Origin of the sequence: Knoellia terrae, from assembly GCF_048606435.1 — a bacterium.
Taxonomy (GTDB): domain Bacteria; phylum Actinomycetota; class Actinomycetes; order Actinomycetales; family Dermatophilaceae; genus Knoellia; species Knoellia terrae.
In genome coordinates this window covers 622,818-641,790 of the sequence record NZ_JBMBWH010000001.1, presented here as the reverse complement: position 1 = coordinate 641,790, position 18,973 = coordinate 622,818, and the positions used below count along the sequence as shown (strand labels likewise).

Genomic DNA, 18,973 nt, shown 5'->3' with positions numbered 1-18,973 from the left:
CTCAGCGGGTCAGAAGTCACCCTTGGGCAGCTGCAGCTCCGACTTGGCCAGCTCCTCGACGTTGACGTCCTTGAACGTCACGACCCGGACCTGCTTCGCGAACCGGGCCGGACGGTAGATGTCCCAGACCCAGCAGTCCTGCATGGTCACGTCGAAGAAGACCTCGCCTCCGTCGCTGCGGACCTTCACGTCCACCGAGTTGCAGAGGTAGAAGCGGCGCTCGGTCTCGACGACGTGCGAGAAGAGCCCGACGACGTCGCGGTACTCGCGGTAGAGGGCGAGCTCCATCTCGCTCTCGTACTTCTCGAGGTCCTCAGCGCTCATGCGTGTCCAACTCCGTCATCCGTGGGGCGGCCGTGAAGGCCACCATGTCAGGTCCGACGAGCGACTCGACGCCCGGCTCGGTCCACGCGCCCTCCTCCGCCTCCGTCCCCGGCAGCCTCCAGGACCGCCGGTGGAGCTCGCAGGGACCGTGCTCCCGCAGGGCGTCCATGTGCTCCGGGGCGGCGTAGCCCTTGTTGAGGTCCCACGCGTATGCCGTGTGGTCCGCAGCCAGGCCCACCATGATGCGGTCTCGCTCGACCTTGGCCAGCACGCTGGCCGCCGCGACCGAGGAGCACCTGAGGTCGGCCTTGATCATGGTGGTCACGGGCGGGGTGTGGACGTCGTCGTCGGTGAACGCCAGCAGCCCCACCTCGTCGGGGGACGTGAGCCAGTCGTGGTTGCCGTCGAGGATGACGAGGTCCGGCACGACGTCGAGCGCGGCCAGCGCCCGGCGACCAGCCAGGCGCAGTGCTGCGATGATCCCGATCTCGTCGATCTCCGCCGGAGAGGCGTGGCCCACGGCGTGCGCGAACGCCCAGCGGCGGATCCTCGGCACCATGGACTCACGCACGTGCGGCTGGAGCAGCTTGGAGTCCCGCACGCCCTGGGGGGCGGACCGGCAGGTCTCGTCGATGACGACGACGCCGACGCTCACCGGGCCCGCCAGGGCGCCCCGACCGACCTCGTCCATCCCGGCGAGCAGCCGGTAGCCGTCGCGCTGGAGGGCGCGCTCGACCCTCAGGCTGGGCTTGCGGGACCGTGCTGCGACAGGCATGACCGGACGTCAGGGAGTGGCGGAGGGGACGGGCTCTGCCGGCGCGGTGCTGGGGGTGGCGCCCGGGGCCGGAACCTGCGCGAAGGTCGTGTCCGGACGCGACAGCCAGCCACCGCGGCCGAAGGGCCAGACGATGGCGACGGCCCGGCCGGTGATGTTGGCGACGGGCACCGACCCCTGCGCACCCGTGCCGTCCGGGTCGTGGAAGCGGGAGTCCTCGGAGTCGCTGCGGTGGTCGCCCATGACCCAGACCTTGCCCTCGGGCACGGTGATGTCGAAGGTGATCGAGCTCGGCACGTCGCCCGGCTTGACGTAGGGCTCGGTGACGGGGACGCCGTTGACCGTCAGCCGGCCCTCGGAGTCGCAGCACGCGATCGTGTCACCCGGCAGCCCGATGACCCGCTTGATGAGGTGGTTGTCGGAGGTGTTGGGCAGAAGGCCGACGAACGACAGCACCCGCTCCACGCCGTCACGGACCGGCCCCTGGCTCACCTCGGGCACCGACGTCAGCCAGTCGTTCGGGTCCTCGAAGACCACGACGTCACCGCGCTGGAGGTCGACGACCCCGGGGACGAGCTTGTTGACGACGACGCGGTCGTTGAGGATCAGCGTGTCCTCCATCGAGCCGGAGGGGATGTAGAACGCCTGCATCAGCCAGGTCTTGACGACGAACGACAGGGCGAGCGCCATCGCCACCACGACGACGAACTCGCGGATCGCCGCCCCGGCGGCGCCGACGGCCGCCCGACCCCGGCCGGGCCCCTCCGAGCCGTTCGCGCCCTCGTCGGACGGCGCCCCGTCGGCAGCCTCCCGGGGCGCGTCGGGGTCGAACTGGCCCGGGTCGAACCGGGCCTCGTGGCTCGTCATCAAGGTGTCTGCGCTCTCAGGACTGGAAGGTGGAGGAGGAGGGGGCGCCGAGCCGGTCGAGAGGCCAGATGCGGGTGACGACGGCGCCGACCACCGCGTCGGCGGCGACCGTCCCGTCGGAGGAGCTCGACCCGGCACCGACGTGGGTGCGCGAGTCCATGGGGCTGCTCGGGGAGTCGCTGAGGAGGAAGACCCGGTCGGCGGGCACCGTGACGGCGAACGACGACGCGGAGTCGGGCAGGCGCGGCCCCACCGCGCTCGCGTCGACGGTGACCCGTCCACCCGTGCAGCAGGCCACCTCGTCCCCCTCCACGGCGACGACGCGGCCGACGACGGACCTCTCGCCGAGGTCGATCCCCAGCGCAGCCGAGGCGGACGAGAGCGTCGAACCGACCAGACCGTCATCGGTGTGGGTGGAGCGGTCCGGACCCGGCCAGGCCCGGGTGACGTCGGCGACGACCACGTCGCCGACCGACACCGACCCCACCTTGGTGACGAGGACCCGCTCGCCCTCGCGCAGGGTGGGCGACATCGAGTCCCCGGCGACGGCATACGGCTGGAGGAGGAACGTGCGCACGAGCACGACGGCCACGATCCCCGCGACCAGCAGAACCGGCACCGGGTGGGCACGACTCGACCCGGCCGTCGCCGTGGTGGCGAGGACCGGGTCGGTGTCGTGGGTGGCCGGGGACGTCATCGGGTCGATGCTAGTCGCCGGGCGCGAACCGTGCAGCGCGCCGACCTTGACGGTCAGCTGGCCGGGGAGGTCTCGCGCTTCTCCTTGATCTTGGCAGCCTTGCCGCGCAGGTCGCGCAGGTAGTAGAGCTTGGCGCGACGGACGTCACCGCGGGTCACGAGCTCGATGTGGTCGATGACCGGCGTGTGGAGCGGGAAGGTGCGCTCGACGCCGACGCCGAAGGAGACCTTGCGGACCGTGAAGGTCTCGCCGATGCCGCCACCGTGACGACGGATGACGATGCCCTTGAAGATCTGGACACGCGAGCGCGTGCCCTCGACGACCTTGACGTGGACGTTGACCGTGTCACCGGCGCGGAAGGCCGGGATGTCGGTCCGGAGGGAGGCCTTGTCGACCTCGTCGAAAAGCTGCATGACTGCTTCGCTCTCTCGTGCGGTGCCACAGGTCACCCACGCGGTGTGGTGCTCGAAATGGAGGATGCGCGTCGTGCCTCATGCGCGGCGCGAGCGGGGAGCTCTGCTCTGCACTCCCCCTGTGGCGGGGGCGTTGTGTCGACGGACGCAAGGAGCAAGTCTGCCAGAGCACCGGCATACGGAGAAATCCGCGTCAGGACGCGGCCCGCTGCGGTCGTGTGGGTCGCTGGGCACGCGCGATCTTGACGATCACCGGGTCGACCTTGTCCTCACCACCGGAGAAGTCGATGAGGGCGCGCGCGGACTGGACCTGGTCACGGGTGACCTTGACGTAGTGCTTGTCCTTCACGGCGAGACCTCCTGCACGTCGGTGTCGTCTCCAGTGTCCTCGACGTAGACGATCTCGTCCACCAGCATCCCGGCCCGGAACCGGGTGACGTCCTCGCCGTCGCCGTCCATCCGTGCCCCGGCGTCGAGCACCGCGAGGACGAGCGCCTTCTCCTGCTCGGTGGCGAGGTCGCTCTGCCCGAGCTCGACGAGCAGCACCCGCGAGAGCGCGCGCTGCCGTGGGCTCTCGCTGCTCACGCCCGTCAGGGCCGCGGTGAAGCGGCGGCCCCACTCCTCGAGGTTGGCCTGCTGGACCCGCTGGCCCACGTCGGCGCGAGCCGCCCGCTCGCGCTGGGCGACGTCGCGGCGCGCCGCGACCCAGGACAGCCCCGACCCCAGTGCCGCCCCCGCGAACGCCAGCACCGCGCTCCACCAGTCCATGTGTCCTCCCGCCGCCCAGTCTGGCACCGGGCACCGACGGGAACGCGTGGTCGCCGGACGCATAGCGTGTCGCGGGTGAGCATCGATCCCGGCTGGCCGGTCACCCTGGCGTGCGTCGCGCTCCTCGCACTCACCGTGGCGATGTATGCCGTCGGGCGGCTCCCGGACGTCGGCTCCACCATCGTCGCGTCGGCGCGCGCCGTGCTCCAGCTCGGTGTGGCCGCGCTCGTCATCACCGCCGTCGCGCGCAGCCTCTGGCTGTCGGTGCTGCTGCTGTGCGGGATGTTTGCGGTGGCGGTGCTGACGACGGTCCGGCGGGTCGAGGCCGTGCGGGCGTGGCCGTGGACCACCCTCGCGATGGCCGCGGGCCTATTGCCGGTCATCGCGATCGTCCTCCTCACCGGCACGGTCCCCCTCGAGGGGATCGCGCTGATCCCGGTCGTCGGCATCATCCTCGGCAACACGATGAACGGTCACACCCTCGTGGGGCGCCGGGCGTTCGCGGCGCTGCGCGAGGAGACCGGCCAGTACGACGCGGCGCTGTCGCTGGGCCTCACCCGCGCCGGGGCGATCGACGAGATCGTGCACCGGCGGCTGCCCGAGGCGCTGATCCCCGGTCTCGACCAGGTGCGGACGGCGGGCGTGGTGACGCTGCCGGGGGCGTTCATCGGAGTGCTGCTCGGTGGCGGCTCCCCGGCCCAGGCGGCTGCGGCGCAGGTGCTCGTCCTGCTCGGGATCATGGCGGCGCAGACGACGACCGCGGTCGTCGCCGGCCGGCTCATCAACGGGGCCCGGCTGCTGCCGGACGACCTTCGGGAGCGCCTCCGTCCCTGACCCGGGTCGGTTCGCGAACCGCTTCGGCACTGCCGAGCCGGATCGAACAGGCGTGCGAGGACGCGTCCGGTTCGCGAACCGGGGTGTCCTCACCGCGGGATGGCGGCCAGGACGGCATTGGCGTGGCGACGGTGGCGCCCGTCGTCGAACCCGCCGCTGAACCAGCTGACCTCGGGGTGCGTCCAGACGGTGACGAGGGCGCGGCCGTCACCCACACCCTCGACGCGGACGGTGACCCACGACCGGCCGCCACGGTCCCACCGGGTGGCGTCGAGCGTGTGCGGGTCGAGCAGCCGCACCGGCGTCCACCCTGTGGCGGCAAGCGCCTCGAACACGGACGCCCACAGGACCTGTCCCGGCGCCGACGACACGACCTCACCGATGCTGGACGGCCCGGGGCTCGCAGGGCCACCGACCTGACGGTTCCTGCGCCGATCGAAGGCCAGTGCCGCGATGCCGACGGCGAGCACCGTCAGCGGCGCGGACACCGCCCACTTCAGTGGGTATCCCGACGGGTCGCCGAGATAGGCCGGAGCCATGGCGACCGACGCGACGAACATGGGCAGCAAGGACACGATGCTCCACCGTCGCCACCGCCGCTCGACGTCCGCCCGCGCGACGTGCAGGTCGACACGGGGCGGTGCCGACGTGCGCGGTGCCCCTTGGACGGTCATGAGGCGAACGTAGCGCCGGGACCCGCCGGTGTCCGGCGTTTCGACCGCGGCTCAGGCGACCGGACCTGACGCCGGGATCGCCGTGAGGACGGCGTTGGCGTAGCGGCGGTTGGCGCCGTAGTCGAGCCACTGCAGCGGGTATGCCGGCCTCGACCACGCGGTGACCAGCCCCCTGCCGTCCCGGGTGCCTTCGACGCGCACGGTGATGGTCTCGCCCCAGCTGGCCATCGAGAGCGAGCGCGTGGCGACGACGGTGTTGGGGTCGGTGGTGCGCGTCGGCCCGAACCCCTGCCGCGCGAGGGCCGCATGGACGGCGGCCCACACCTCGGGTCCCGGCGCCGTGGTGGCGACCTGGCCGAAGCTCGACGGGCCCGGGCCTGCCGGCCCGGGGTGCTGCCGCTCCCTGCGTGACGAGAACGCGACGAGACCTCCGAAGAGGGCCAGGACGCACAGGACGACGACCAGCCCGGCGACGAGCCCCCGTGGCCCCGCCTGGGTCGCCGTGGCCAGAAAGCCCAGGAACAGTGCGACGGTGACCATCGTCCCGACCGCCGCCAGCCGGCCCCAGCGCAACCGCCGGACGACCGCCGCGTGGGCCTCCCGCAGGTCCGGCAGCTCGAGGCGGGTCGGCTGCGGGCTCCCGGGGACGCTCATGTCGACATCATGCCGTCGGGCCGTCGCTTGGACAGGTCGACCGTGCCGGGGAACTCCCCCTCGCCGGGACGCACCCGGTAGCCGGCCTTGCGGTACATGCGCAGGTTCTCGGTGCTCTTGGCACCGGTGTTGAGCCAGAAGGTGCGCACGTCCTCGGGAGCCAACGACTCGGCATACTCGAGCAGCTCCCGGCCCAGGCCACGACCCTGGAGGTACGGCGCGACCATGAGGCGGCCGATCTGCCAGGTGCGGTCCTCCCGAGGGTGCGGTCGCACGCGGACCGACGCGACGAGCCGGCCGTCCTTGCGCCAGACGCGGGTGTCCCAGTCCCGGATGCCGTCGCGCACCTCGTCGAGGTCCTCCTCCCCTACGTCGAACATCCCGTAGCGGGCGATCTCCGGCAGCCAGCAGGCGCGGGTGAGGACCTGGAGGTCGGGGGCGTCGGCAGGGGTGGCGACGCGCTCCTCCAGCTCGCGCAGCCCGGCGGTCGCGGCGGCCGGCGGCAGCAGGTCGGGACGTCGGGCGGCGGTGCGCTGGACCCGCTGCTCGTGGCGCCAGGTCGCGATCGCGCGGTGGTTCCCCCCGAGCAGCACCTCAGGCACGGGCCGGCCGTCCCACTCGGCGGGCTTGGTGTAGACGGGGTACTCGAGCAGGCCGTCCTCGTGCGACTCCTCGACGAGGGACTCGGCGTTGCCGATGACGCCGGGCAGCAGGCGGGCGACGGCCTCGACGATGGCGAGCACCGCGACCTCGCCACCGTTGAGGACGTAGTCACCGAGCGACAGGACCCGCACGGGCATGCGTTCACCGGCCCACTCGTAGACGCGTTCGTCGATCCCCTCGTAGCGACCGCACGCGAAGGCCAGCCACGGCTCCTCGGCGAGCTCACGGGCGACCTGCTGGGTGAACGGCTCGCCGCCCGGCCCGGGCACGATGAGCGTCGGGACGGCGCCCGCCGCACCGGGCCCGGAGGCACCCTCGGCGACGACGTGCGTCAGCGCCTCGGCCCACGGGCCGGGTTTCATGACCATGCCGGCGCCACCGCCGTAGGGCGAGTCGTCCACGGTGCGGTGCCGGTCGTGGGCGAAGTCGCGCAGGTCGTGGACGTGCAGGTCGAGCAGCCCGTCGCGCCGGGCCTTGCCGAGAAGGGACAGGTCGAGGGGGGCGAGGTACTCGGGGAAGATCGAGACGACATCGAGTCGCAGGTGGCGCATGTCGGACGTCGCTCAGGACTCGTCGAGGTCGAAGAGCCCGGCGGGCGCGTCGACGACGACCCGCCCCGCCTCGAGGTCGACGTCGGTGACGATCGCCTCGACGAACGGCACCAGCGCGTCGCGACCACCGGTGAGCCGCACCTCCAGGAGGTCCTGGGCAGCGCCGACGACGAGCCCGGTGACCGTGCCCAGCTCGGCGCCCGCCGGGTCGACGACGACCAGCCCCACCAGGTCGTGCTCGTACCAGCCCTCCTCGTCATGGTCCTGCGCCGCCTCCAGCTCGGAGGTCTCGACGAACAGGCGCGTCCCGCGCAGCGACTCGGCCCCGGTGCGGTCGGGGATCTCGGCGAAGCCGAGCAGCCAGACCTCGCGGTGCTTGCGGGCACTGGACAGGGTGAGCACGCGCGGGACCCCGGTGCCCGGCTGGGCCTCGGTGTCGAACTCGCGCCCGGCGACGAAGCGGCGCTCGGGGTCGTCGGTGTGCGTCTGCACGGTCACCTCGCCGTTCAGCCCGTGGGGCTTGCCGATGCGGGCGATGAGCAGGGAGTCGGTGCTGCGGGGCATGGGTCAGATCCTCTCAGGCCCGGACGCGACGAACGCGCCACACCCGGGGGTGCGACGCGTTCGTCGTGTGCTGCGTGGCGCGGTGGGCGGTCAGCGCACCCGGTCGGTGTCGACGATGTCGATGCGGACCGGGCGACCACCCGCGAGGGCGGTCATCACCGTGCGCAGGGCGCTGGCGGTGCGGCCGGAGCGGCCGATCACCCGACCGAGGTCCTCGGGGTGGACCCGGACCTCGATGATCTCGCCACGACGGAGCTCCTTGCGCTGCACGGCAACCTCGTCCTTGTGGTCGACGATGCCGGTGACGAGGTGCTCCAGCGCCTCCTCGAGCACGGTCAGGCCCCTGCCTCGTCAGCCTTGGTGGGCTCGGACGCCTCGGTGTCGGCGCCCTCGGCGGGCTCCACGGGGTTCTCCGTGGTGACGCCGCTGGAGTCCGTGTCGGTGTCCGGCGCGGTCTCGTCGGCCTTCGGGGCCTCGTCGGCCTTGTCCTCCGACGTGTCCTCGGCCTTGGGGGCCTCGGCCTTCTTGGCGGCAGCCTTCTTCTTGGCGGTGGTGGCGCCCGTGGCGTCGTCGCCCTCGGACTTCCCGGCGGCGGCGAGAGCGGCCTCGTAGAGGTCCTTCTTGCTGGTCTTGGTCTCCTTGACCTTGAGCGTGCCCTCGGCGCCGGCCTCGCCCTTGTACTTCTGCCAGTCACCGGTCACCTTGAGCAGCGCGGCGACGGCCTCGGTCGGCTGCGCACCCTGGGCGAGCCAGTACTGCGCGCGCTCGCCGTCGATGTCGATGAGCGAGGGCTCCTCGGTGGGGTGGTACTTGCCGATCTCCTCGATGGCCCGGCCATCGCGCTTGGTGCGGGCGTCCATGACGACGACGCGGTAGAACGGTGCGCGGATCTTGCCCATGCGCTTGAGACGAATCTTGACGGCCACGTTGGTGGTCTCCGTTTCCTGTTGTGGGCAGCGGCCAGACCGCGGGAGAACTCACGCGGGGTACCGATGCCCGGGGTAGGCATCCGGCCGACATCGGTGCCGGCGGAAGGTGTACAGCCGACCATTCTGCCAGACCCGTGGGGGTGCTCCGCACCGGGAACGACGCACCCTCCACCCGCGTATGCCGTCCGCTCACCTGCCCGAGGCGGCCCTCAGCACGCGCAACAGGGCGTCCGGGGTGGGGACGTAGGCGGTGAGGGCCTGCTCGACCTCGGCCAGCACCGGCTCGCGGTGCTCCTCCGCCAGGTCGGGGTCGAGCGCGGCCCGGAGCTGGTCGGCGAGGAAGTTCGTCTCGCTGCACAGCACCATCGTGAAGTCGTCGAGCGTCTCGACCCGGCCCTGCCCGCCCGCCACCCGGTAGGTCGAGACCGCCTCGGCCACGCCCGTCGCGTCGACCCGGTCGCCCTCGACGTGCCACTGGACGAGGACCTTGGCGAGCTCGCGGTGCACGTCGGTCGGGCCCGAGTCCTCCCAGTCGATGGCTCGCAGCGAGCCGTCCGGCGCCTGGAGGACGTTGTCGGGGTGCAGGTCCCGGTGGCTCACGACGACCGGCCCGCGGAGCGCACCGGAGCGCCCCACCCGGTCGGCGTGGTGGAGCAGGTCCGGCATGCGTGCCGCCAGCGACCGGGCCCACGGACGGCCCTCACTCCTCGCGAGCAGGTCCTGCCACACCGGCGCCGCCGGCATCGTCGTGTACCAGCGGCTCGCCACCTCGTCGCTGTGCGGGGCGACCGCGTGCAGCGCGCCGAGGAGGCTCCCGACCTGTCCGGACAGCCCTGCCGTCTCCGTCCCCACGGCGTGACCATGGACCCACCGGGCGACGCGCGCCTGGCCGCCGCCGAGCTCCGCGGGGACGGGAACGGCATACCGACCCTCCCCGTCGCTCACCTGCGCGGGCACCTCGATGCCGGCCCGGGCGAAGTGGAGCAGGTGGGCGGCCTCGCGCCGGACGTCCTCCTCGTCGACGGCGCCGAACGGCTGCTTGAGGGCGTACCGGTCCTCACCGACGGTGAGCAGCGAGACGCGCCCGTCGGCCCCTCTGGCCACGACCGTCACGGACACCGGTCCCTTCCCCAGCCCGAACGTGTCGCGAGCCCACTTCCCCAGGGACGTCACGGCATACCCGCTCCCCCGGTCACCAGGGACTGGGTTCGTAGTCCTTGACGAACGCGCCGTAGAGGTCCTCGCCGGCCTCGCCCCGCACGATGGGATCGTAGACGCGGGCGGCGCCGTCGACGAGGTCGAGCGGCGCGTGCCAGCCCTCGGCGGCGATGCGCAGCTTCTCGTGGTGCGGCCGCTCGTCGGTGATCCAGCCGGTGTCGACCGCCGTCATGAGGATGCGGTCGGTCTCGAACATCTCGCCCGAGCTCGTGCGGGTCAGCATGTTGAGCGCGGCCTTGGCCATGTTGGTGTGGGGGTGGCCAGGTCCCTTGTAGCGGCGGGAGAACTGGCCCTCCATCGCCGAGACGTTGACGACGTAGGCGCGGCGGGCACCGGCTGCCACCGCAGCCCGCAGCGACGGGCGCAGCCGGGAGATGAGGATGAAGGGGGCGGTGGAGTTGCAGAGCTGCACCTCCAGCAGCTCGAGCGGGTCCACCTCGTCGACGACCTGGGTCCAGCTGTTGTTGCGCTGGGTGTCCGGCAGCAGGCCACCCGCGTCGACGGCGGTCCCGGCGAGGTGCGCCTCGAGGCTCGCATGGCCTGCGGTGAGCGCCATCTCGGTCATCGACGCCGCGGTGCGCTGGGCGAGCGCCCGGGCCGCCTCCTCCTCCGACTCCCCCTCGTGGTGGGCGACCTTGTGGGCGGTCAGGGTGCCGAGCAGGTTGGCCGGGTGGGCGTCGCTGATCCGGTCGAAGGTCACGAGCTCCGGGTAGCGGATCGTGCTCTCGAGCGGCACCTGCTCACCCTCGACGAGGTGCGAGTAGGAGTCCGGCGAGCGACGCACGGTCTGCGCCGCGTTGTTGATGAGGATGTCGAGCGGCCCTGCGGCGGCGACCTCGTCGGCGAGCGCGACGACCTGGGTCGGGTCACGCAGGTCGATGCCGACGATCTTGAGCCGGTCGATCCACTGGGGCGAGTCGTCCTGTGCCGCAAACCTCCTCGCCGCGTCGTGGGGGAAGCGGGTGGTGATCGTCAGGTGGGCGCCGTCGCGCAGCAGCATGAGCGCGATGTACATGCCGATCTTGGCGCGGCCACCGGTGAGCAGGGCCCGCTTGCCGGTGAGGTCGGTCCGCTGCTCCCGCTTGAGGTGGCTCTTGGCGGCGCAGGTCGGGCAGAGCCAGTGGTAGAACGCGTCGATGAGCGTGTAGTCGGCCTTGCAGATGTAGCAGCCGCGCGGGTTGATCAGCTCGCCGACGGTCGTCCCGGCCGGCGGCACGTCGAGGAGGACGCCCCTGGTCTCGTCGTCGATGCGCATCGGTGAGCCGGTGGCGGTCTTGGCGAGGATCGCCTCGTCGTGGTCGATCTGCGGCTGCCTGGCCTCGCGGCGACGGGCCTTGCGGACCTGCTTGTACATGCGGCCGGTCGCGCGCTTCACGGTCTGGATGTCCGGGTGGTCGGCGTCGAGGGTCGGCAGCTGGTCGAGCACCCGTAGCAGGGTCGCGAGGTCGTCCGGGTCGACGCCGGGGCCGACCCCTTCGGTGCGCGCCGAGATGTCCACAGGCGCATTGTGTCCCACCGACGAGGTGGTTCCCCAATCGATCCGAGCCCGCACAGGACCCGACGAGGGCGCTCAGATCGCGAGGGCCGGCTCGGTCTCCGCGGGGTTCACCACCTGCACCGTGTGCGCGAAGACCGTGTCACCGGCGCGCAGGGACAGCGCATCGGCCTCGGCGCGGGTGAGCTGGGCGGCGAAGCGCTCCCCCGAGTCGGCGCGCAGGTCGACCCGGACCTCGAAGCCGAGCCGGACGACTCGCTCGACGGCGGCCTCGATGACCCCCGGCGAGCCCCCGACGCGGGCGTCGAGCAGCAGCGCCCGCTCCCGGCTGCGGTGGAGCGCGATGTCGTGCGGCCGCACCAGCTGACCGCCGAGGCGCGCCACCGAGCCGAGGAAGGACATGACGAAGTCGTTGGCCGGCCGGTCGTAGAGCGAGACCGGGTCGCCAACCTGCTCGATCCGGCCCCTGTTGAGGACGGCGATGCGGTCGGCGACGTCGAGCGCCTCCTCCTGGTCGTGCGTCACGAGGACGGTCGTCACGTGGACCTCGTCGTGGAGGCGACGGAGCCACTGCCGCAGGTCCGCCCGCACCCGGGCGTCGAGGGCGCCGAAGGGCTCGTCGAGCAGCAGGACCTCGGGGTCGACCGCGAGCGCCCGGGCGAGCGCCATGCGCTGGCGCTGGCCTCCGGAGAGCTGGGCCGGGTAGCGGTGCTGGAACCCGTCCAGCCCGACGATCTCGAGCAGGTCGTCGACCTTGCGCCGGATCTCGGCCCTGGGCCGCTTGCGGATGGTCAGGCCGAACGCGACGTTGTCGCGCACGGTCATGTGCTTGAACGCCGCGTAGTGCTGGAAGACGAACCCGATCCCTCGCTTCTGCGGGGGTATGCCGGTCACGTCCCGTCCGCCGATGACCACCCTCCCGCCGTCGAGGTCCTCGAGCCCGGCGACGGCCCGCAACAGGGTCGACTTGCCGGAGCCGCTCGGCCCGAGCAGCGCGGTGAGCGTCCCCGCGGGGATCTCCAGCGACACGTCGTCGAGGGCGGTGAAGTCGCCGTAGCTCTTGCGGGCGCCGGTCACGGTGATCATCGGGTGCTCCTCTTGCGGTCCAGCAGGGTCATCCCCAGCAGCGTCGCCACCGCGAGACCCATGAGCAGGGTCGCGGCGGCATACGCGCCGTAGGTGTTGTGGTCGTCGATGTAGCGGGAGTGCACGAGGAGGGTGAGCGTCTGCGAGACTCCCGGGAAGCCGGAGCTGACCATGATCACCGCTCCGAACTCACCGAGGGCGCGGGCGATGGTCAGCACCACGCCGTACGTGAGCCCCCAGCGGATCGCCGGCAGGGTGATCCGCCAGAACGTCTGCCAGGTGCTCGCACCGAGGGTGGAGGCGGCCTGCTCCTGCTCGGTGCCGATCTCGTGGAGCACCGGCTCGACCTCGCGCACGACGAAGGGCAGCGTGACGAAGAGCGTCGCGACCACCATGCCCGGCAGGCCGAAGATCACCTGGAACCCCAGGCCCTGGACTCCCCCGAACCAGCCGCCGGAGCCCCACAGCAGGATGAGGGCGACGCCGACGACGATGGGGGACACGGCGAACGGCAGGTCGACCACGGCCTGGAGCAGGCCCTTGCCGGGGAACCTCCCCCTGACGAGGGCGAGCGCCGTGCCGATGCCGAAGACGACGTTGAGCGGCACCACGATGGCGACGATGAGCAGCGACAGGTTGAAGGCGGCCAACGCAGCCGGGGTGCGCACCGACTCGACGAACGCGCCGAGGCCCGGCTCGAACGTGCGCCACAGGATGAGGCCGATGGGCACCGCGACGAGGACGAGCAGGTAGCCCAGGGCCACCGTCCGCAGCGCGAGTCGCGCCGGGGCCGCCCGCGGGGTGCTGGTCGTCATGCGGAGTCCTCCTCACGCCGAAGGCCCCGACCGGCATACCAGCGGAGCGCGGCCAGGGTGACGAAGGCGATCGCGAGCAGCGCGACCGACACGGCCGCCGCGTTGACGGGCCGGTCGATCTCGACCTGCTGCTGGATGTACTGCGAGGCGACCTGGGTCTCGCGGGGGATGTTGCCGCCGATGAGGACGACCGAGCCGTACTCGCCGATGGCGCGGGCGAAGGCCAGCCCGGTGCCACTGATGATCGCCGGGGTCAGCGTGGGGAGGACCACCCGGCGGAAGGTCACCCAGCTCGACGCGCCGAGCGACGCCGAGGCCTCCTCGACCTCGCGGTCGGCCTCGAGCAGGACCGGCTGCACGGAGCGGACGACGAACGGCAGGGTGACGAACGCGAGGGCGACGACGAGGCCGGGCTGGGTCGCGTTGAGGTGGATCCCCACGGGGCTGTTGGGGCCGTAGAGCGACAGCAGGACGATGCTCGCCACGATCGTCGGCAGCGCGAAGGGCAGGTCGATGAGCGCGTTGACGATGCGTCTGCCCGGGAAGTCGTCGCGCACGAGGACCCACGCGATGAGCGTGCCCATGACGGCGTTGACCAGGGCCACCACCACCGCGGTCACGATGGTGACCTTCAGCGAGGCGAGGGCCACCGGTGCCGTGACCGCCTCCCAGAAGCCACCCCAGCCGTCCTCGAACGACGTCACGGTCAGCGCCGCCAGCGGGAGCAGCACGATGACGCTGAGCCAGAGACCGACGATGCCGACGCCGAGCGGGCGTCCGACGCGGCCGAGTCCGGAGCGGCCGGCCGGGCGTGGCGGCTCGCTGTCCGAGGTGGTGGGCGGCTGCGCCGGCGCTGGTGGCGCGGAGGGCGGCAGGGCCGACACGTCGGTGCCGTCCCTGCCGCCCGTCACGGTGGTCGTCATGTCAGGACGTCGCCTTGTCGTAGATGGCGGCGATCGATCCGCTGTCCTTCGTGAAGAGCGTCCCGTCCACCGTCTTCCAGCCGCCGAGGTCGTCGATCGTCCAGAGCTTCTCGGGCTGCGGGAAGTCCGCGCTGAACTCCTTCGCGACCGTCTCGTCCACGGGGCGGAACCCGGCCTGCGCCCAGAGCCGCTGCGCCTGCGGGGTGAAGAGGAAGTCTCGGAACGCGGTGGCCTTCTCGACGTTCTCGCCGTTGCTGAGGACGGCGACGGGGTTCTCGATCCTGAACGTCGTCGGTGGCGTCACGTGCTCGACCGGGTCGCCCTTGCGCGCGGCGAAGAGCGCCTCGTTCTCATAGCTGAGGAGCACGTCGCCCGTCCCCTGGAGGAAGGTCTCGGTGGCCTCGCGGCCCGACTTGGGCTGCACCTTGACGTGCTCGCCCACGAGCTCCTCGAGGAACGCGAGCCCGGCGGCGGGGTTCTTGCCGCCCTCGCTCTTCGCGGCATACGGCGCGAGGAGGTTCCACTTCGCCGAGCCGGAGCTGAACGGGTTGGGCGTGACGACCTCCACGCCTGGCTTCAGGAGGTCGTCCCAGTCGTTGATGGCCTTGGGGTTGCCCTTGCGGGTCACGATCGTCACGACGGACCCGAACGGGATGCCCCGGTGCTCGCCGGCGTTCCAGTCGGCTGCCACGAGGCCGGCGTCGACGAGGCGGGTGACGTCGGGCTCGACCGAGAAGTTGACGACGTCGGCAGCGGCACCGGCGGCGACCTTGCGGGACTGGTCACCCGACGCGCCGTAGGACTGCTGGAACGTCACGCCCCTGCCCGCATCGGTGGCGTTGAACGCCGGGACGACCGCGTCGAAGCCGACCTTGGGAACGGCATACGCGAAGAGGTTGAGGGTGCTCGTCGACGCGGGAGCAGCATCCGCCGCCTCGGCGGCCGCTCCCGTCGCGTCGCTCGCGCCGCCCCCGGCGCAGGCCGTCAGTCCGATCGCACCAGCGGTCGCAACGGCGGCCAGGGCGAGGCGGGGACGACGGCTCATGGTCGGACTCCTTCGATCACGGTCCGACAGAGCTGGCCAGCGGCCGCGGTTCCTGTCGGACACCTCGAAGTTTGGATAAGCCGAAGTTATCCGTCAAACAACATCAGATTATGTCTCGCATGGTGGAAGAGGTCAGTACGTCACGCCGCGCAGCACGATGGCGCTCGGCTCCCCCAATGCCGTGACATCGGTGCGCGGGTCACGGTCGAGCGCCAGGAGGTCCGCGTCCGCCCCCTCCTCGAGCCCGGGACGACCCAGCCAGGCCCGCGCCGCCCAGGTCGCGGCGCCGAGCGCCTCGGCGTGGGACATCCCGACCCGGGTCAGCTCGACCACCTCCCGCGCGGCGAGCCCGTGCTCGATCGACCCTCCGGCGTCGGTGCCGACATAGATGGGTATGCCGGCCTCCCGCGCGGCGCCGAACGTCTCGTAGCGCCGTGCGTGCAGGTCGAGCATCCGCCGGTGGTAGTCGGGGAACTTCTCCTCCGCGGGCGCGGCGATCTCGGGGAAGGTGGCGATGTTGACGAGCGTCGGGACGATCGCGATCCCCTGTGCCGCAAAGGAGTCGATGGTGTCGGGCTCCAGGCCGGTGGCGTGCTCGATGCAGTCCGTGCCCGCGGCGGCGAAGTCGCGCAGCGAGTCGGGACCGAAGCAGTGGGCGGTCGTGCGAGCCCCCTCCTCGTGCGCGGCCGCGATGGCGTCCTTGAGCACGTCGGCCGGCCAGCACGGCAGGAGGTCCCCGCTGTCGCGGTCGATCCAGTCACCGACGAGCTTGACCCAGCCGTCCCCGGCGCGGGCCTCGATGCGGACCCGCTCGACGAGCTGCTCCGGCTCGACCTCGTGGGCGTAGTTGCGGATGTAGCGCTTCGTCCTCGCGATGTGGCGGCCGGCGCGGATGACCTTGGGCAGGTCGTCGCGCTCGTCGACCCACCGGGTGTCGGCGGGTGAGCCGGCGTCGCGGATGAGCAGGGTGCCGTGGTCGCGGTCGGCCGTGGCCTGGGCCTCCGTCGTCGCGTGGTCGACGGCGCCGTGGCGGTCCAGCCCGACGTGGCAGTGTGCGTCCACCATGCCGGGGACGAACCAGCCACGCAGCGTCTCGACGTCGTGCCCGGCCCCTGTCGGCCGCTCGAAGGTGAGGCGGCCACCGACGACCCAGGCCTCGGGTCGCACCTCCTCGGGGCCGACGAGAACCTCTCCGGACAGGTGCAGCACCGGTGCCGTCATGGCCACGACCCTAGCGACGGCTCACCCGTCTGCGGAGAGGACGCGGCGCAGGGCCTCGACCACGACCTCCGGCGCGTCGGTGTGCACCCAGTGCGAGGCTCCCTTGACGGTCACCAGCCGCACCCGCGGGAAGAGCGCGCGCATGCCCTCGCCGTCAGCGGCTTTGATGTAGCGCGACTCCCCGCCGGCGAGCCACAGGACGGGACCAGGGAAGGCCTCGACGTCACCGCGCGCGATGGGGAAGTCCGCGATGACCGAGTCGGTGCCCCGCGCGGCATCTGCGGCGAAGAGCTCGACGTTGGCCTGCCAGCGCCACGACGTCCCCTCGCGGCGCAGGTTCTGGAGCAAAAAGGACTTGACGCCGGGATCCGGCTCGGCGAAGCGCGCCTCGGCGTCGGCCCGGCCGGTGAGCTCCGACAGCGGCAGCGCCTGCATCTCGCCGATGTAGCCGCCGAATCGCTCGAGCGACCCGTAGGACTTCGGGGCGATGTCGACGACGACGAGCCGAGACACGAGCTCCGGCTCGTGGAGCGCGAGGACCATCGCGGTCTTCCCGCCGAGGGAGTGGCCGACGACGACCCACGGGTCCTCGTCGATGGCGCGCAGGGTGTCGGCGACGGACGCGGCATACGAATCGAAGGAGAACTCCTGCGACCACGGCGAACGACCGTGATCGGGCAGGTCGACGAGCGTGCATCGCGCCCGGTCACCGCCGGGCCCGGCCAGCGCCTTGGCGATCGTCGACCAGTTGCGGCCCTGCCCGAAGAGCCCGTGCAGGAAGGCGACCCGCGGCCCGCTCGTACCGACGGTCAGCGTGTGCAGCGGGCCCGCGGGGCTCACCTGCCCAAGAACTTCTCGAAGCCCTTGGGCAGCTGGCCCGGGTCGAGCGCTGCCGGGTCGAGCCCGGGCGCCTCGGCGCCGGCACCGGCACCGAACGCGCCACCGGCAGCCGGCTTGGCGGTGCCGCGCTGCGCCTCGGCGCGGGCCTCGGCCGCACGCTTGGCGGGGTTGCCGGACTTCGACTTCTTGCGCTGCACCTGCTGCTGCTTCTTGCGACCGCCGCCACCCATCCCGGGCATGCCCGGCATCCCGGGGATGCCGCCGCCGCGGGCGAGCTGCTTCATCATCTTCTGGGCCTCGCCGAAGCGCTCGAGCAGCTGGTTGACCTCCGAGACGGTGACGCCGGAGCCGCCGGCGATGCGGGCGCGCCGCGAGCCGTTGATCTGCTTGGGGTGGTTGCGCTCGAATGGTGTCATCGAGCGGACCATCGCCTCGACGCGGTCGAACTCGCGCTCGTCGAGGGCGTCGAGCTGGGCCGACATCTGGCCCATGCCCGGCATCATCTTGAGCATCGACTTGAGCGAGCCCATCTTCTTGATCGCCGACATCTGCTGGAGGAAGTCGTCGAACGTGAAGTCCTCGGCGGCGAGGAACTTGCGCTCCATCTCGGCGGCGTCGGCGCGGTCGAACGCCTTCTCGGCCTGCTCGATGAGGGTGAGGACGTCGCCCATGTCGAGGATGCGCGAGGCCATGCGGTCGGGGTGGAAGACCTCGAAGTCCTTCACGCCCTCGCCGGTGCTCGCGAACATGATCGGGCGGCCGGTGACGCCGGCGACCGAGAGGGCGGCGCCACCGCGGGCGTCGCCGTCGAGCTTGGACAGGACGACACCGGTGAAGTCGACGCCCTCGAGGAAGGCCTCGGCGGTCTCGACCGCGGCCTGGCCGATCATCGCGTCGATGACGAAGAGGACCTCGTGCGGGTTGATCGCGGCGCGGATGTCACCGGCCTGCCGCATGAGGTTCTCGTCGACGGCGAGGCGACCGGCCGTGTCGACGATGACGACGTCGTGCTGGCGGTTTCCGGCCTCGCGTATGCCGTCACGGGAGACCGCGACCGGGTCACCGAAGCTGCGCGTGCCCTCGCCGGTCGGCCCGACGGCGTCGTGGCCGCCGACGTTGCCCTGCTCGGGCGCGTAGACGGGGACGCCGGCGCGCTCGCCGACGACCTGGAGCTGGGTGACGGCGTTGGGGCGCTGGAGGTCGGCGGCCACGAGGATCGGGGTGTGGCCCTGGTCCTTGAGCCACTTGGCCAGCTTGCCCGCGAGGGTCGTCTTGCCGGCGCCCTGGAGGCCGGCGAGCATGATGACGGTCGGCCCGCTCTTGGCGAAGCGGATCGTGCGGGTCTGGCCGCCGAGGATGGCGACGAGCTCCTCGTTGACGATCTTGACGACCTGCTGGGCCGGGTTCAGCGCCTGCGAGACCTCGGCACCGAGCGCCCGCTCACGGACGGCGGACGTGAACTCCTTGACGACGGGCAGGGCCACGTCGGCGTCGAGCAGCGCCATCCGGATGTCGCGGACGGTCTTGTTGACGTCGGACTCGGACAGGCGCCCCTTGGTGCGGAGGTTCTTGAAGGTCGCTGTCAGGCGGTCGGAGAGGCTCGTGAACACCGCACAA

General features: G+C 71.9%; 23 protein-coding genes. 1 reads left to right on the top strand and 22 read right to left on the bottom strand.

Going from position 1 to position 18,973, the window contains the following annotated elements:
• Window positions 1–9: 9 nt before the first annotated feature.
• The 7 genes from ACOJV9_RS03160 to ACOJV9_RS03130 all read right to left on the bottom strand — a co-directional run bounded on the left by ACOJV9_RS03160 (window position 10) and on the right by ACOJV9_RS03130 (window position 3,844).
• Window positions 10–324 carry a DUF2469 domain-containing protein gene (locus ACOJV9_RS03160; protein WP_035938735.1) on the bottom strand — a complete coding sequence of 105 codons (315 nt, stop codon included), beginning with the start codon at window positions 322–324 and terminating at the stop codon, window positions 10–12.
• Window positions 314–1,099 (bottom strand): ribonuclease HII, encoded by a 786-nt coding sequence (locus ACOJV9_RS03155; RefSeq protein WP_420183709.1) that lies wholly within the window; start codon window positions 1,097–1,099, stop codon window positions 314–316. The genes ACOJV9_RS03160 and ACOJV9_RS03155 overlap by 11 nt, the downstream gene beginning before the upstream one ends.
• Before the next feature lie 9 nt (window positions 1,100–1,108).
• Window positions 1,109–1,966 (bottom strand): signal peptidase I, encoded by an 858-nt coding sequence (gene lepB / locus ACOJV9_RS03150; RefSeq protein ID WP_420183708.1) that lies wholly within the window; start codon window positions 1,964–1,966, stop codon window positions 1,109–1,111.
• Window positions 1,967–1,982: 16 nt separating this feature from the next.
• The gene (gene lepB, locus ACOJV9_RS03145; RefSeq protein WP_420183707.1) at window positions 1,983–2,663 is read right to left on the bottom strand and encodes a signal peptidase I; all 681 of its coding nucleotides are present in this window, start codon (window positions 2,661–2,663) and stop codon (window positions 1,983–1,985) included.
• Between the two features lie 53 nt (window positions 2,664–2,716).
• Window positions 2,717–3,076, bottom strand: coding sequence for a 50S ribosomal protein L19 (gene rplS / locus ACOJV9_RS03140; RefSeq protein WP_420183706.1), 360 nt, complete (start codon window positions 3,074–3,076; stop codon window positions 2,717–2,719).
• A gap of 193 nt (window positions 3,077–3,269) precedes the next feature.
• On the bottom strand, window positions 3,270–3,425 hold the full coding sequence (locus ACOJV9_RS03135) for a hypothetical protein (protein ID WP_420183705.1): 156 nt from the start codon (window positions 3,423–3,425) through the stop codon (window positions 3,270–3,272).
• Window positions 3,422–3,844 carry a hypothetical protein gene (locus ACOJV9_RS03130; protein WP_420183704.1) on the bottom strand — a complete coding sequence of 141 codons (423 nt, stop codon included), beginning with the start codon at window positions 3,842–3,844 and terminating at the stop codon, window positions 3,422–3,424. The genes ACOJV9_RS03135 and ACOJV9_RS03130 overlap by 4 nt, the downstream gene beginning before the upstream one ends.
• 75 nt (window positions 3,845–3,919) lie before the next feature.
• On the opposite strand from ACOJV9_RS03130, the gene ACOJV9_RS03125 reads away from it, so the two are divergent.
• Complete coding sequence (locus tag ACOJV9_RS03125) at window positions 3,920–4,678, top strand: ABC transporter permease (protein ID WP_420183703.1); 759 nt, start codon at window positions 3,920–3,922, stop codon at window positions 4,676–4,678.
• Between the two features lie 89 nt (window positions 4,679–4,767).
• Here ACOJV9_RS03125 and ACOJV9_RS03120 read toward each other — a convergent pair whose 3' ends face one another.
• From ACOJV9_RS03120 to ffh, 15 genes are all read right to left on the bottom strand, one after another.
• A complete protein-coding gene (locus ACOJV9_RS03120) occupies window positions 4,768–5,352 on the bottom strand; it encodes a hypothetical protein (RefSeq protein WP_420183702.1) in 585 nt (194 codons plus the stop codon).
• Window positions 5,353–5,403: 51 nt separating this feature from the next.
• The gene (locus ACOJV9_RS03115; protein WP_420183701.1) at window positions 5,404–6,006 is read right to left on the bottom strand and encodes a hypothetical protein; all 603 of its coding nucleotides are present in this window, start codon (window positions 6,004–6,006) and stop codon (window positions 5,404–5,406) included.
• Window positions 6,003–7,220, bottom strand: a complete 1,218-nt coding sequence (gene trmD / locus ACOJV9_RS03110; RefSeq protein ID WP_420183700.1) for a tRNA (guanosine(37)-N1)-methyltransferase TrmD — start codon at window positions 7,218–7,220, stop codon at window positions 6,003–6,005. The genes ACOJV9_RS03115 and trmD overlap by 4 nt, the downstream gene beginning before the upstream one ends.
• A gap of 12 nt (window positions 7,221–7,232) precedes the next feature.
• Window positions 7,233–7,784 (bottom strand): ribosome maturation factor RimM, encoded by a 552-nt coding sequence (rimM, locus tag ACOJV9_RS03105; RefSeq protein WP_420183699.1) that lies wholly within the window; start codon window positions 7,782–7,784, stop codon window positions 7,233–7,235.
• A 90-nt stretch (window positions 7,785–7,874) separates the two neighbouring features.
• Complete coding sequence (locus ACOJV9_RS03100) at window positions 7,875–8,117, bottom strand: RNA-binding protein (RefSeq protein WP_420183698.1); 243 nt, start codon at window positions 8,115–8,117, stop codon at window positions 7,875–7,877.
• A gap of 2 nt (window positions 8,118–8,119) precedes the next feature.
• Complete coding sequence (gene rpsP, locus ACOJV9_RS03095; protein WP_474544033.1) at window positions 8,120–8,710, bottom strand: 30S ribosomal protein S16; 591 nt, start codon at window positions 8,708–8,710, stop codon at window positions 8,120–8,122.
• A gap of 192 nt (window positions 8,711–8,902) precedes the next feature.
• Window positions 8,903–9,886, bottom strand: a complete 984-nt coding sequence (locus ACOJV9_RS03090; RefSeq protein WP_420183697.1) for an aminoglycoside phosphotransferase family protein — start codon at window positions 9,884–9,886, stop codon at window positions 8,903–8,905.
• 19 nt (window positions 9,887–9,905) lie between these two features.
• The gene (locus tag ACOJV9_RS03085) at window positions 9,906–11,429 is read right to left on the bottom strand and encodes an SDR family NAD(P)-dependent oxidoreductase (RefSeq protein WP_420183696.1); all 1,524 of its coding nucleotides are present in this window, start codon (window positions 11,427–11,429) and stop codon (window positions 9,906–9,908) included.
• A 72-nt stretch (window positions 11,430–11,501) separates the two neighbouring features.
• Complete coding sequence (locus ACOJV9_RS03080) at window positions 11,502–12,512, bottom strand: sulfate/molybdate ABC transporter ATP-binding protein (protein WP_420183695.1); 1,011 nt, start codon at window positions 12,510–12,512, stop codon at window positions 11,502–11,504.
• Window positions 12,509–13,327 carry a sulfate ABC transporter permease subunit CysW gene (cysW, locus tag ACOJV9_RS03075; RefSeq protein ID WP_420183694.1) on the bottom strand — a complete coding sequence of 273 codons (819 nt, stop codon included), beginning with the start codon at window positions 13,325–13,327 and terminating at the stop codon, window positions 12,509–12,511. The genes ACOJV9_RS03080 and cysW overlap by 4 nt, the downstream gene beginning before the upstream one ends.
• A complete protein-coding gene (gene cysT / locus ACOJV9_RS03070) occupies window positions 13,324–14,250 on the bottom strand; it encodes a sulfate ABC transporter permease subunit CysT (RefSeq protein ID WP_420183693.1) in 927 nt (308 codons plus the stop codon). The genes cysW and cysT overlap by 4 nt, the downstream gene beginning before the upstream one ends.
• A gap of 1 nt (window position 14,251) precedes the next feature.
• Window positions 14,252–15,295: a sulfate ABC transporter substrate-binding protein gene (locus ACOJV9_RS03065; protein WP_420183692.1), complete on the bottom strand. Its 1,044-nt coding sequence runs from the start codon at window positions 15,293–15,295 to the stop codon at window positions 14,252–14,254.
• A gap of 132 nt (window positions 15,296–15,427) precedes the next feature.
• Window positions 15,428–16,516 (bottom strand): amidohydrolase family protein, encoded by a 1,089-nt coding sequence (locus ACOJV9_RS03060; protein ID WP_420183691.1) that lies wholly within the window; start codon window positions 16,514–16,516, stop codon window positions 15,428–15,430.
• Window positions 16,517–16,537: 21 nt separating this feature from the next.
• Window positions 16,538–17,356 carry an alpha/beta fold hydrolase gene (locus ACOJV9_RS03055; RefSeq protein WP_420183690.1) on the bottom strand — a complete coding sequence of 273 codons (819 nt, stop codon included), beginning with the start codon at window positions 17,354–17,356 and terminating at the stop codon, window positions 16,538–16,540.
• Window positions 17,353–18,966, bottom strand: coding sequence for a signal recognition particle protein (ffh, locus tag ACOJV9_RS03050; RefSeq protein WP_420183689.1), 1,614 nt, complete (start codon window positions 18,964–18,966; stop codon window positions 17,353–17,355). Before ffh ends, ACOJV9_RS03055 begins: the two co-directional genes overlap by 4 nt.
• Window positions 18,967–18,973 lie beyond the last annotated feature (7 nt).

What these genes read in the sequence shown, in the direction of transcription:
- rplS (WP_420183706.1), bottom strand. Translation starts at nt 3,076, where the DNA reads ATGCAGCTTTTCGACGAGGTCGACAAGGCCTCCCTCCGGACCGACATC.
- ACOJV9_RS03065 (WP_420183692.1), bottom strand. Translation starts at nt 15,295, where the DNA reads ATGAGCCGTCGTCCCCGCCTCGCCCTGGCCGCCGTTGCGACCGCTGGT.
- ACOJV9_RS03115 (WP_420183701.1), bottom strand. Translation starts at nt 6,006, where the DNA reads ATGAGCGTCCCCGGGAGCCCGCAGCCGACCCGCCTCGAGCTGCCGGAC.
- ACOJV9_RS03155 (WP_420183709.1), bottom strand. Translation starts at nt 1,099, where the DNA reads ATGCCTGTCGCAGCACGGTCCCGCAAGCCCAGCCTGAGGGTCGAGCGC.
- rimM (WP_420183699.1), bottom strand. Translation starts at nt 7,784, where the DNA reads ATGCCCCGCAGCACCGACTCCCTGCTCATCGCCCGCATCGGCAAGCCC.
- ACOJV9_RS03130 (WP_420183704.1), bottom strand. Translation starts at nt 3,844, where the DNA reads ATGGACTGGTGGAGCGCGGTGCTGGCGTTCGCGGGGGCGGCACTGGGG.
- ACOJV9_RS03160 (WP_035938735.1), bottom strand. Translation starts at nt 324, where the DNA reads ATGAGCGCTGAGGACCTCGAGAAGTACGAGAGCGAGATGGAGCTCGCC.
- cysW (WP_420183694.1), bottom strand. Translation starts at nt 13,327, where the DNA reads ATGACGACCAGCACCCCGCGGGCGGCCCCGGCGCGACTCGCGCTGCGG.
- ACOJV9_RS03060 (WP_420183691.1), bottom strand. Translation starts at nt 16,516, where the DNA reads ATGACGGCACCGGTGCTGCACCTGTCCGGAGAGGTTCTCGTCGGCCCC.
- lepB (WP_420183708.1), bottom strand. Translation starts at nt 1,966, where the DNA reads ATGACGAGCCACGAGGCCCGGTTCGACCCGGGCCAGTTCGACCCCGAC.
- ACOJV9_RS03120 (WP_420183702.1), bottom strand. Translation starts at nt 5,352, where the DNA reads ATGACCGTCCAAGGGGCACCGCGCACGTCGGCACCGCCCCGTGTCGAC.
- cysT (WP_420183693.1), bottom strand. Translation starts at nt 14,250, where the DNA reads ATGACGACCACCGTGACGGGCGGCAGGGACGGCACCGACGTGTCGGCC.
- lepB (WP_420183707.1), bottom strand. Translation starts at nt 2,663, where the DNA reads ATGACGTCCCCGGCCACCCACGACACCGACCCGGTCCTCGCCACCACG.
- ACOJV9_RS03080 (WP_420183695.1), bottom strand. Translation starts at nt 12,512, where the DNA reads ATGATCACCGTGACCGGCGCCCGCAAGAGCTACGGCGACTTCACCGCC.
- trmD (WP_420183700.1), bottom strand. Translation starts at nt 7,220, where the DNA reads ATGCGCCACCTGCGACTCGATGTCGTCTCGATCTTCCCCGAGTACCTC.